Here is a 10,521-nt window from a genome sequence, read left to right as displayed (position 1 = left end):
ACCGAAGTCGCTGAGGCTTGCTATGGAATGGCCTAGATAAATCTGCCCCTCGTTCATGCTATGGTCTTCCAGCGACCCAATGAAATCAAGGCGTTAGACTTCTGTTGCGATATCGTCAAACCAGAGTTTTCCGGCATCGTCTATCACGCCAATTACCTGCGCTTCATGGAGCGCGGCCGCACCAATCATCTCCGCCTGATGGGCGCCGAGCAGCAGGCGCTGTTCGATGAAGCGCAGGAGGAGACCGGCGGCTTCGCCTTTGTGGTGCGCTCGATGACGCTGGACTTCCTGAAGCCCGCGCGGATGGACGACATGCTCGATGTCGTGACCTGGCCGATCGCGGTGAAGGGCGCCTCCATCATGCTCGCGCAGGAGGTCAGGCGCGGTGATGACGTGCTTGTGAAGGCGCAGGTGCGCGTCGCCTTCGTCAGTCAGGGCAGGGCACAGCCGATTCCGAAGTCCATCCGTGCGCTGATGAAGGCCGATCTGGCTTAACTATTGGCCGATAGGAAACGACCCATCGACTCTGCGCGGCGCGGCGATAGATTTGCGCGTGACAAAACAACCGCGAGGGATCGCCGATGTCACGCCCGCCGCTGCCACCCTTCACCCGCGAGACCGCCGCGCAGAAAGCGCGCATGGCGGAGGACGCCTGGAATTCGCGCGACCCCGTTCGGGTTGCCGGCGCCTATACAGAGGACAGCCGCTGGCGCAACCGTTCCGAGGTTTTTCAGGGCCGCGAGGCGATCGTGGCCTTCCTGACCCGCAAATGGGAAAAGGAGCAGGAGTATCGCCTGATCAAGGATCTCTGGGCGTTCGACGGCAACCGCATCGCGGTCCGCTTCCAGTACGAATGGCACGACGCCGCCGGCAACTGGTTCCGCTCCTACGGCAACGAGCAATGGGAGTTCGACGAGCACGGCCTGATGCGTCGCCGCGAGGCCTCGATCAACGACATCGCGATCGCAGAGAAGGACCGCCGTTTCCTCTGGCCCGCCCCGGGCCCGCGTCCGGCCGACGTGCCGGGCCTGGGGCCGGAGCCGTTTTGACTGGCGCGTAGCCCGGATGGAGCGAAGCGAAATCCGGGGCGGTCTCTCCTGTTGCAATACCCTTCCCGGATTGCGCTGCGCTCCATCCGGGCTACTTACAAGCGGCGGGAGCCGGGCCGTCGTGCTTCGAGACGCGCGTTCCGCGCTCCTCAGCATGACGGGGATGAGATTGAGTGCGCGGCTCGAGTTAAGCGCGCGGATCCTCGCTCCGTCACCCTGAGGTGCGAGCGGAGCGAGCCTCGAAGGGTGGACGGCCCCGCGCTCGGAGCCTTCGCCTCTCAGTGCCCCTACGCCGCAGCCTTATGCCGCGCGATCTCGGCCTTGTAGAGTTCGAATTCCTCGGCGATCGCCTTCGCGACCGAGGGACGGGCGCGCAGGCGTTCGTAATAGGCCTTCAGCGCCGGCCATTTCGCGAGCTCGATCGGCGGCGTCGCCATGGTCCAGTTGATCACCGTGACGAGATAGGCGTCGGCGACGCTGAAATGATCGAGCAGGTAGTCGCGGCCCTTCAGGTGGTCCTCGAGATAGTCGAGTCGCGAGACGTATTTCTCCAGCGCATAGGTCTTGGCCTCCGGCGGCGCCTTCTTGTCGAGCAGCGGCAGGAACAGGCCCTTGTGCAGCTCGGTGCCGATGAAGCACAGCCATTGATGCAGCTTTGAACGCTCGGCGTTCGATACGGTGCCGATGCCGGCCCGCGGAAACTGGTCGGCGACATATTGCAGGATTGCAGCGTTCTCGGTCAGCACGACGCCGTCGTCGGTGCGCAGCGTCGGCACCAGCCCGAGCGGGTTGACCTTGTTGAAGTCGGAGCCGTCGTTGCGCACCGCCTTGGTCTTCGGATCGACCTCGAGATAATTGGCCGGCTGGCCGGCTTCATAGAGCGCGACGCGGGTCGCCATCGAGCAGGCGAGGGGCGAGAAATAAAGGTCCATGGGTGCCTCCAGTGTCTGGCGCGGATGTCCGGCCGTTGTTGATTTTTGTACTGTCTTGGATAATATTGGCGGCGTCAAGGAATTAAATGCGAAATGGTACAAAAAACTAGGAAGCCGCCACCTGCTGCCAAAATCGCGGCGCCGGTCGCCCCGAAGCGCCGCGGACGGCCGCGCGCCTACGAGCCCGATGTCGCGCTCGGCAAGGCGCTCGATCTGTTCCGGCGCGACGGCTTCGCCGCGACCTCGCTCGACGATCTGAGCGCGGCGACCGGCATGAACCGGCCGAGCCTCTACGGCGCGTTCGGCGACAAGCGCGAGCTCTACATCAAGAGCTACCAGCGCTATCGCGACGACGCGCGCGCCGCGATGGTCGACATCTTCCGCGCCGACGCGCCGCTGCGCGAGCGGCTCGAGCGCATCTATCGGATCGCGCTCGACATCTATCTCTCCGGCGAGTCCGGCCCGCGCGGCTGCTTCACCGTGATGACGGCTGCGTCGGAGGCGGTGTCGGATCCGGACATCCGCACCATGGTGGTCGAGGGCCTGACCGAGCTCGACAAGGCGTTCGGCATCTGCTTCCGCCATGCCAAGGAGCGCGGGGAACTGCCTGAGGGGACCGATCCGGCGTCGCTGGCGCATCTGGCCTCCGCCACCATCCACACCATCGCGATCCGCGCCCGTGCCCGCGTGCCGCGCAAGGAGCTCGAGGCGATCGTGAAGGGTGCCATCGACGTGCTGTGCGGGGCGAAATAGCCGCCCAAATTTTCTTACCGAGCAAATGTCGGGCGCTGTTTTTCCCGACCGTCTTCCGTAAGGTCTCCCCACTCACGGAAGCGGAACATCATGGGAAAAGTCAGGACTTCAGTATTCACGGTCTCGATCGACGGATTTGGCGCGGCGCTGAATCAGAGCCTCGAACATCCGTTCGGCGTGGGCGGCCTGGCGCTGCCCGCTGCCTGGTTCTTCGAGACGAGAACCTTTCGCGCGATGACCGGCCAGGACGGCGGCACCACCGGGCTCGACGACGAGATCGCCCGCAAGTCGATGGAGGGGATCGGCGCCTGGATCCTGGGCCGCAACATGTTCGGCCCGATCCGCGGGCCATGGCCGGATCATGCCTGGAAGGGCTGGTGGGGCGACAATCCGCCATACCACACGCCGGTGTTCGTGCTGACCCATCACGCGCGGCCGGACATTGAGATGGAAGGCGGCACGACTTTTCACTTCGTGACCGACGGCATGCTCGCCGCGCTCGAGCGGGCGCGCGCAGTTGCTGGTGACAAGGACATCCGCGTCGGCGGCGGCGTCTCGGTGGTGCGGCAATTCCTGCAGGCGCGCCTGCTCGACGAGCTGCAACTGGTGTTGCCGCCGGTCGCGCTCGGCGCCGGCGAGAGTTTGTTCGCAGGCCTCGATCTGCCCGCCCTCGGCTATGCCGTCGTCTCGCATGTCGCGAGCCCGCACGCGACCCACGTCACCTTCGCGCGCAAATCCTAGACCGCTCACGCCTGCGTCAGCAGCGTCACCTCAATTCCGGCATCCAGAAGGGCGTCGAGCTCGCCTACGACCGGCTCGCCGAACTCGTTGCCGGGATGGGCTGAGAAGCGGCCTCTCCACTTGTCGTCCCGGCTTTCGCCGGGACGACACTCTGTGTGGGGTGACGGCGGTGCTAATACCCCCGCTTGCGATCGACGAGGTTGTCCAGCGCGCCGCCGGCCTCGAAGCGCGCGATCTGTTGCGCGACATATTTCGAGATCTCGTCGGCGTCGGTGTCGGCGGCGTTGTGCGGCGTCAGCACCACCTTCGGGTGGCTCCAGAACGGGCTCGCCTCGGGCAGCGGCTCGGTCTCGAAGACGTCGAGCGAGGCGGCGCCCAACGTGCCGTCATCGAGCGCGCGCAGGATGTCGGCCTCGTTCTGCAAGCCGCCGCGGCCGGCATTGATGATGACGGGCGCGCCAAGCGGGCTCTCGCGGTTCAGCTTCGCGAACGCGTCGCGGTTCAGCACGTGCCTTGTATCCGGCGTCAGCGGCAGCAGGCAGACCAGGATGTTGGTCTCGCGCAGGAATGCGTCGAGCCCGTCCGCGCCGTGATAGCAGGCGATGCCGTCGATCCGCTTCTCGCTGCGGCTCCAGCCGACGACGCGAAAGCCGAGCGCGCGCAGGGCCTGCGCCGAGGCGGCGCCGAGCGTGCCGAGCCCCATGACGCCGACGGTGATCGCGCTCGCCGCCCACTGATAGTCCGGAGCCCAGCGCTTCACCCGCTGCGACTCGCGCAAATAGAGCTCCTGGCGGTGATGCATCAGCACATGCAGCACGACATATTCGGTCATGCGGTCGGTGAGATCGGAGACCGCAACCCGCACCAGCGGCACGTCGGGCAGCGAGCGATCGGCCATCAACGCGTCGACCCCGGCGCCGAGATTGAAGATGACGCGCAGGTTCTTGAACGCCGCGAGATCGCCCGGCTTCGGCTTCCACACCGCGGCGTAATGCACCTCGGCGGGATCGAGCGCGCCGTCCGGCAGCAGCACCACGCGGCGATCCGGGCAGACCGCGTCGAACCGCGCCTTCCAGCGCGCCGACGACCAGTTTTCCGAGCCGCCATTGATCAGCAGCGCGAGTGCGCCCTTACCCATCCCGATACCTCCAACATCAATGTGATGTATGTCACATAACGGGTCGAGCCCGCACTCATCTCCTGCCATCAACAGGGGAGAACTTCCATGCGCAAACTGATCCTGGTGTCGGCTTTCATCCTCGCTGCCGGCGCCACGGCCCACGCCGATCAAAGCCGAGGCTTCGTGCTCGCAAACGCTGATGCGCCGGCGCAGGCGCAACCGGCCGTTGCTCCAGCGCAGGGCGAGGCCCGGCCGTCCCCGCAAGCAGCAGGCGTCCCGTCCGGTGACGAGGAGCCACGTCCGCCATCGCGAGAGCGATGAAGCCAAGGCGTGCCGGATCGCCGCCCGCTACGGCGTCTATTGGTAACAGCGTGCTCATCGTCGCGACGACGGCCGGACGCGCCGCTGCCGCGGCTAAGGTCCAGTTTGTCGAAGCTCGCGATGGAGCCTCGATCAAAATCCATCGCCGGCATCCGGAACCTAAATTTCTTTCGCGCCCCCTGTCGGCAGCGGGCATAATCGTTCGTTCTTGCAATGAACGGAGATGCCTTTTCGATGCTGTACGCCATCCTCTGCTATCATGACGAAGACATGGTCGGCTCCTGGAGCAAGGAACACGACGCCACCGTCATGCAGAAACTGTCCGTCGTGCAGGACAAACTCGCCAAGCAGGGCAAGCTCGGCCCGGTGGCGCGGCTATTGCCGACCACCGCGGCGACCACGCTGCGCAAGGAAAATCCGCCGCTGGTGCTGGACGGCCCGTTCGCCGAAACCAAGGAGCAGCTGCTCGGCTTCTATCTGGTCGAGGGCAAGAACCTCGACGAGGTGCTCGACATCGCGCGCGACCTCGGCGAGGCCAATCCCGGCGGCACCTATGAGATCCGCCCGGTCGGCTACTTCAATCAGGGGAGTACCAAGGCGTGAGCGTGACCGACACCGCCTGGATCGATGCTGCGTTGACGTCCGCGCGTCCCCAGGCGGTCGGCGCCCTGCTGCGCTACTTCCGCAATCTCGACACCGCCGAGGAGGCGTTCCAGAACGCCTGCCTGCGGGCGCTGAAGAGCTGGCCGCAGAACGGCCCGCCGCGCGATCCCGCGGCGTGGCTGATCATGGTCGGTCGCAACGTCGCGATCGACGAGGTCCGCCGCAACAAGAAGCAGCAGCCGCTGCCCGACGACGACCAGGCGATCTCCGACCTCGACGACGCCGAGGACGAGATCGCCGAGCGGCTCGACGGCTCGCACTATCGCGACGACATTCTGCGGCTGCTCTTCATCTGCTGTCACAAGGATCTGCCGGCGACGCAGCAGATCGCGCTCGCGCTGCGCATCGTCTCAGGTCTCACGGTGAAGCAGATTGCGCGCGCCTTCCTGGTCTCGGAAGCGGCGATGGAGCAGCGCATCACGCGGGCCAAGGCGCGCGTCGCCGATGCCAACGTGCCGTTCGAGACGCCGGGTGCGGTCGAGCGCAGCGAGCGGCTCGCCTCGGTCGCGGCGATGATCTATCTGATCTTCAACGAGGGCTATTCGGCGAGCGGCGACACCGCCGAAATCCGCGCGCCGCTGTGCGAGGAGGCGATTCGCCTCGCCCGCCTGCTGCTGCGGCTGTTCCAGAGCGAGCCCGAAATCATGGGGCTCACCGCGCTGCTGTTGCTGCAGCACGCCCGCGCCGAGGCGCGCTTCGATGCGGACGGCCAGGTGATCCTGCTCGACGACCAGGACCGCAGCCTGTGGAATCAGAAGCAGATCGCCGAGGGCCTCGCGCTGATCGACAAGGCGATGCGCCACCGCCGCAGCGGTCCCTATCAGGTGCAGGCGGCGATCGCAGCGCTGCACGCCCGTGCGGAAAAGCCCGAGGATACCGACTGGACCCAGATCGATCTGCTGTACGGTGCGCTCGAGGTCATGCAGCCGTCGCCGGTGATCACGCTCAACCGCGCCGTTGCGGTCTCCAAGGTGAAGGGGCCGGAAGCTGCGCTCGAGATGATCGAGCCCCTGGCGCCGCGGCTTGCCAACTACTTCCATTATTTCGGCGTGCGCGGCGCCTTCCTGATGCAGCTCGGCCGCAACGAGGAGGCCCGCATCGCCTTCGACCGCGCCATCGCGCTCGCCAACACCACCGCCGAGGCCGCCCACATCCGCATGCATATCGACCGCCTGATGCGCGACAGCCAGCCGCGCAACGCGAAGGCGGGGAAATAGTCGTCAGGCTGTCGCGCGGCCGTCATGTGCGGCCCTGAGCCCGTATCGCTTCCTCCCCGAAAGCGATGCTTCCCCCGAAGCCCCGATTGCCGCTGGGCCGCGAAACGACGCCGGCTGTCGCCATTGCCTGCTTCCCTGCGACGCACCTCCGCAGTAGCCTGCGTGAATTGCACACAAAACCATTGCCCGGAGAATGAAATGATTGATCGCCCGCTCGATGAATCGGTGCATTCAGCGCAAGGCAATCGCCAAATAAATCGCCGCGATCTCCTGTTGAACGGCAGCTCGGTCCTGGCCATGCTTGCGTTGGCCTCAATTGCGCCTGCGAACCCCACGTCTGCCGCCGCGCAATCGACCGCGCCGCGCCCGCACATCGTTTACATCGTCGCGGACGATCTCGGATGGAAGGACGTCGGATTTCACGGCTCCGACATCAAGACCCCAAATATCGACAAGCTTGCGCAGGACGGGGCCCGGCTCGAGCAATTCTACGTCCAGCCGATGTGCACTCCCACTCGCGCAGCATTGATGACCGGCCGCTATCCGTGCCGCTACGGCTTGCAAACCCTGGTCATTCCGACGCCCGCCAAATACGGCTTGCCGACCGATGAATGGCTGCTGCCGCAGGCGCTCAAGGAAGCGGGCTACAGGACCGCCATGGTCGGCAAGTGGCATCTTGGGCACGCCGACCGCAAGTTCTGGCCGCGTCAACGCGGGTTTGATTACCACTATGGATCGATGGTGGGCGAGGTCGATTACTTCACCCATTCATCGGCAAACGTGCGCGACTGGTATCGCAACGACAAGCCGGTGAACGAGCCGGGCTACGTCACTCAATTGTGGGGTGCGGATGCCGTCGCGCAAATCGACGCCCATGATCCAAAGACACCGCTGTTTCTGTATCTAGCCTTTACCGCTCCGCACTCGCCCTACCAGGCTCCGAAGGAATACATCGACAGGTACCGTCACATCGAAGATCCGACGAGACGCACCTACGCCGCCATGATCACGTGCATGGACGACGAGATCGGCAAGCTGGTCTCCGCGCTCGACCGGAAGAAGATGCGCCAGAACACTTTGATTGTCTTCATGAGCGACAATGGCGGCAACCAGACCGCGCTCCTTGCCGGGGATGCCGACGTGTCGAAGCTGAAGCTGCCAGCCGACAACGGTCCGTACCGCGGCGGAAAGGGCATGCTGTACGAAGGCGGGACCCGCGTCGCCGCATTCGCGAACTGGCCCGGGCAAATCAGAGCCGGCGAGGTGAGGGAGATGATGCACGTCGTCGATATGTTCCCGACGCTCGCCGGCCTCGCCGGCGCCAACCTCGCCAAGCCAGGTAAGGGAAAGCCGCTCGATGGGTTGGACGTCTGGGCCACCGTCAGCGAAGGCGCCCCCTCGCCCAGGCAGGAGGTGGTCTACAACATCGAGCCATTCCGCGGCGGTGTGCGCGCAGGTGACTGGAAGCTGATCTGGCGGACACCGCTCCCTTCGGCGACCGAACTGTACAATATCCCGCAAGACCCGTCGGAAAAAACCAATCTGGCCGAAAGCAATCCACAGAAGGTCAGGGAGCTGCAGTCCCGCATCGAACAACTCGCCAGGGAGAGCGCCAAGTCTCTGTTTCTTGCCGACGCGTTCGCGGCGGTCAAAGGGGCGGCTCACGGACCGCCTTCGCTGCCCAGCGAGGAAGCCTTCTTCACGCAAGGTGACTGAGGGTAAGGAGCTGCGGGGCCGACCCCGTTGAAGGGGCAAACCACATTGAATCTGGCCGGATGCCCGTGACTCGAGCTCCCGCACCGGGAGCCTCGATCACGCATTGCGACGACATGCAAAAATCTTCACCGGGGGTGTCGGCCCCGTACTCCGCCGTTCGTCATGAAGGCAGAGAGCATCACCAAGCGTTACGGAGCCTGTCATGCCGACGATCGTCGACACCGAAGTCTCAAAGCCCGCCCGCATCACCGGACGCGTCATGAGCGGCGTGGTCGTCCTGTTCCTGCTGTTCGACGGCGCGATCAAGCTGGTGCCGCTGTCTGTTGTTACCGAGACCATGGACAGGATGGGCTTCGGTGCGAGCGATGCGCTGGCGCGCAGCCTCGGCATCATCACCATCGTCTGCACGCTGCTCTACTCGGTGCCGCCGACCTCGATCCTCGGCGCGATCCTGCTCACCGGCTATCTCGGCGGCGCGATCGCATCACATGTGCGGATCGGCAGCCCGCTGTTCACCCACACGCTGTTCGGGCTCTATCTCGGCCTGATGTTGTGGGGTGGGCTCTATCTGCGCGACGGCAATCTGCGCGCAATGTTTCCGTTTCGCCGGTGAGCTGCTTGTTTGCCGCGTTTTCTTCACGCGAACCGGTACCCACTTCGCTTGAAAACGCTTCCGTTGTTCAATCCATCCTTGTGGAGACTGTCATGTTGGAGACCATTGCCATCATCGCGATCGTCCTCGGCGTCGCGATCGCCGTCATCCTCGTCCTCGCGGCGACCAAGCCGGGCACGCTCCGCGTCACGCGTGCGATCAGCATCAACGCGCCGGCCGAGCGGATCTTTCCATTGATCGACGATTTCCATCAGTGGACGCTCTGGTCGCCCTACGAGAACCGGGATCCGGCCATGGAGCGCATCTATAGCGGCGCCGGGCGCGGGCAGGGTGCGGTCTACGCCTGGGACGGCAACAAGAATGTCGGTGCCGGCCGCATGGAGATCCTGCAATCCTCCGCGCCGTCGAAGATCGTCATCAAGCTCGACTTCATCAAGCCGTTCGAAGGCCACAACACCGCCGAGTTCACAATGCTGCCGCAGGGAGATGCGACCAGCGTCACATGGACCATGTATGGTCCGGCCGTCTTCATGTCGAAGGTGATGCAGGTGTTCATGAACCTGGATCGCATGATCGGCAGGGATTTCGAGGTCGGTCTCGCCAATCTGAAGAAGCTGACTGAAAAGTAGCGCGTTTTCGCGCGAAGTGGCTACCGGTTCGCGTCAAGAAAACGTGTCAAGATAACAATCCAGAGCCCTCGTTCCGATACCATCGGGACGAGGCTCGAATGACCCAAGGGAGCATGCGATGCAAGTCAACCCCTATCTCTCCTACGACGGCAATTGCGGCGCCGCGCTGAAATTCTACGAGAAGGTTCTCGGCGCGCGGATCGAGGACACCTTCCCCTACGGCGAGGGCAGTGCGGAGATGCAGACGCCGCCCGGTTGGAAAGACAAGATCATGCACGCCCGCCTCACGATCGACGGCGAGATCATCATGGCGTCCGACGCCCCGCCCGGCCACTTCCAGAAGCCGCAGGGTTTTCACGTCGCGTTGCAGGTCGAGGATCCCGCGGAAGCTGAACGCCGCTTCAAGGCGCTGTCCGAGGGCGGCACGGTGACGATGCCGTTCGGCAAGACCTTCTTCTCCAACGGCTTCGGCATGTGCGTCGATCAGTTCGGCATCCCCTGGATGGTGAACTGCCCGCAGGGGATGTAACCCCGAGCAGCCTGATTGGACCGTCATCCCCGCGCAACGGCTCCGCCGTTGTCGCTGGAGGTCTCCGCTTCTTCAGCGGCCCTCGAAGGATCGACGGCCACCGGCGGGGCCGTTCATCCTTCGAGGCTCGCAAGGGCTCGCACCTCAGGATGACGGTCCGTTAAAGCGTGATGGCATTAAGTTCGATAGCCTGAATTTTTGAGGTAGTTGGCACATTCCTCGGAGGTGAAGGCGTCGA

At 64.5% G+C, this 10,521-nt stretch carries 13 protein-coding genes; 11 read left to right on the top strand and 2 right to left on the bottom strand.

Annotation, left to right across the window (positions count from 1 at the left end):
* The first annotated feature begins 60 nt into the window (after positions 1–60).
* Positions 61–495, top strand: a complete 435-nt coding sequence (locus PMN64_RS39340; RefSeq protein WP_411784645.1) for a YbgC/FadM family acyl-CoA thioesterase — start codon at positions 61–63, stop codon at positions 493–495.
* 86 nt (positions 496–581) lie between these two features.
* Complete coding sequence (locus tag PMN64_RS39335; protein WP_411784644.1) at positions 582–1,049, top strand: DUF1348 family protein; 468 nt, start codon at positions 582–584, stop codon at positions 1,047–1,049.
* A gap of 287 nt (positions 1,050–1,336) precedes the next feature.
* On the opposite strand, the gene PMN64_RS39330 is transcribed toward PMN64_RS39335, so the two are convergent.
* Entirely contained in the window at positions 1,337–1,981 is a 645-nt protein-coding gene (locus PMN64_RS39330; RefSeq protein ID WP_411784643.1) for a glutathione binding-like protein, read from the bottom strand.
* A 93-nt stretch (positions 1,982–2,074) separates the two neighbouring features.
* On the opposite strand from PMN64_RS39330, the gene PMN64_RS39325 reads away from it, so the two are divergent.
* Both PMN64_RS39325 and PMN64_RS39320 read left to right on the top strand, forming a co-directional pair.
* Positions 2,075–2,734, top strand: a complete 660-nt coding sequence (locus PMN64_RS39325) for a TetR/AcrR family transcriptional regulator (RefSeq protein WP_411784642.1) — start codon at positions 2,075–2,077, stop codon at positions 2,732–2,734.
* A 90-nt stretch (positions 2,735–2,824) separates the two neighbouring features.
* Positions 2,825–3,475, top strand: a complete 651-nt coding sequence (locus PMN64_RS39320; protein ID WP_411784641.1) for a dihydrofolate reductase family protein — start codon at positions 2,825–2,827, stop codon at positions 3,473–3,475.
* 172 nt (positions 3,476–3,647) lie between these two features.
* Here the strand turns inward: PMN64_RS39320 and PMN64_RS39315 are convergent, their stop codons facing one another.
* A complete protein-coding gene (locus PMN64_RS39315) occupies positions 3,648–4,613 on the bottom strand; it encodes a 2-hydroxyacid dehydrogenase (RefSeq protein WP_411784640.1) in 966 nt (321 codons plus the stop codon).
* Positions 4,614–4,700: 87 nt separating this feature from the next.
* On the opposite strand from PMN64_RS39315, the gene PMN64_RS39310 reads away from it, so the two are divergent.
* The 7 genes from PMN64_RS39310 to PMN64_RS39280 all read left to right on the top strand — a co-directional run bounded on the left by PMN64_RS39310 (position 4,701) and on the right by PMN64_RS39280 (position 10,283).
* Positions 4,701–4,916 carry a hypothetical protein gene (locus tag PMN64_RS39310; RefSeq protein ID WP_411784639.1) on the top strand — a complete coding sequence of 72 codons (216 nt, stop codon included), beginning with the start codon at positions 4,701–4,703 and terminating at the stop codon, positions 4,914–4,916.
* A gap of 234 nt (positions 4,917–5,150) precedes the next feature.
* The gene (locus PMN64_RS39305; protein ID WP_411784638.1) at positions 5,151–5,519 is read left to right on the top strand and encodes a YciI family protein; all 369 of its coding nucleotides are present in this window, start codon (positions 5,151–5,153) and stop codon (positions 5,517–5,519) included.
* Complete coding sequence (locus PMN64_RS39300) at positions 5,516–6,796, top strand: RNA polymerase sigma factor (protein WP_304498579.1); 1,281 nt, start codon at positions 5,516–5,518, stop codon at positions 6,794–6,796. The genes PMN64_RS39305 and PMN64_RS39300 overlap by 4 nt, the downstream gene beginning before the upstream one ends.
* Before the next feature lie 198 nt (positions 6,797–6,994).
* Positions 6,995–8,512, top strand: a complete 1,518-nt coding sequence (locus PMN64_RS39295; RefSeq protein ID WP_411784637.1) for an arylsulfatase B — start codon at positions 6,995–6,997, stop codon at positions 8,510–8,512.
* Between the two features lie 202 nt (positions 8,513–8,714).
* Positions 8,715–9,125, top strand: coding sequence for a DoxX family protein (locus tag PMN64_RS39290; RefSeq protein ID WP_411784636.1), 411 nt, complete (start codon positions 8,715–8,717; stop codon positions 9,123–9,125).
* A 92-nt stretch (positions 9,126–9,217) separates the two neighbouring features.
* Complete coding sequence (locus tag PMN64_RS39285; protein WP_411784635.1) at positions 9,218–9,754, top strand: SRPBCC family protein; 537 nt, start codon at positions 9,218–9,220, stop codon at positions 9,752–9,754.
* Positions 9,755–9,872: 118 nt separating this feature from the next.
* The gene (locus tag PMN64_RS39280; RefSeq protein ID WP_028343957.1) at positions 9,873–10,283 is read left to right on the top strand and encodes a VOC family protein; all 411 of its coding nucleotides are present in this window, start codon (positions 9,873–9,875) and stop codon (positions 10,281–10,283) included.
* The last annotated feature ends 238 nt before the right edge of the window (positions 10,284–10,521 follow it).

This window comes from Bradyrhizobium sp. UFLA01-814, assembly GCF_046718885.1.
Taxonomy (GTDB): domain Bacteria; phylum Pseudomonadota; class Alphaproteobacteria; order Rhizobiales; family Xanthobacteraceae; genus Bradyrhizobium; species Bradyrhizobium elkanii.
The sequence above is the reverse complement of the archived record's forward strand: the minus strand, read 5'-3'. Positions and strand labels throughout refer to the sequence as shown.

Coding starts and splice junctions, on each gene's coding strand:
- PMN64_RS39340 (WP_411784645.1), top strand. CDS start 61: ATGGTCTTCCAGCGACCCAATGAAATCAAGGCGTTAGACTTCTGTTGC.
- PMN64_RS39335 (WP_411784644.1), top strand. CDS start 582: ATGTCACGCCCGCCGCTGCCACCCTTCACCCGCGAGACCGCCGCGCAG.
- PMN64_RS39330 (WP_411784643.1), bottom strand. CDS start 1,981: ATGGACCTTTATTTCTCGCCCCTCGCCTGCTCGATGGCGACCCGCGTC.
- PMN64_RS39325 (WP_411784642.1), top strand. CDS start 2,075: ATGGTACAAAAAACTAGGAAGCCGCCACCTGCTGCCAAAATCGCGGCG.
- PMN64_RS39320 (WP_411784641.1), top strand. CDS start 2,825: ATGGGAAAAGTCAGGACTTCAGTATTCACGGTCTCGATCGACGGATTT.
- PMN64_RS39315 (WP_411784640.1), bottom strand. CDS start 4,613: ATGGGTAAGGGCGCACTCGCGCTGCTGATCAATGGCGGCTCGGAAAAC.
- PMN64_RS39310 (WP_411784639.1), top strand. CDS start 4,701: ATGCGCAAACTGATCCTGGTGTCGGCTTTCATCCTCGCTGCCGGCGCC.
- PMN64_RS39305 (WP_411784638.1), top strand. CDS start 5,151: ATGCTGTACGCCATCCTCTGCTATCATGACGAAGACATGGTCGGCTCC.
- PMN64_RS39295 (WP_411784637.1), top strand. CDS start 6,995: ATGATTGATCGCCCGCTCGATGAATCGGTGCATTCAGCGCAAGGCAAT.
- PMN64_RS39290 (WP_411784636.1), top strand. CDS start 8,715: ATGCCGACGATCGTCGACACCGAAGTCTCAAAGCCCGCCCGCATCACC.
- PMN64_RS39285 (WP_411784635.1), top strand. CDS start 9,218: ATGTTGGAGACCATTGCCATCATCGCGATCGTCCTCGGCGTCGCGATC.
- PMN64_RS39280 (WP_028343957.1), top strand. CDS start 9,873: ATGCAAGTCAACCCCTATCTCTCCTACGACGGCAATTGCGGCGCCGCG.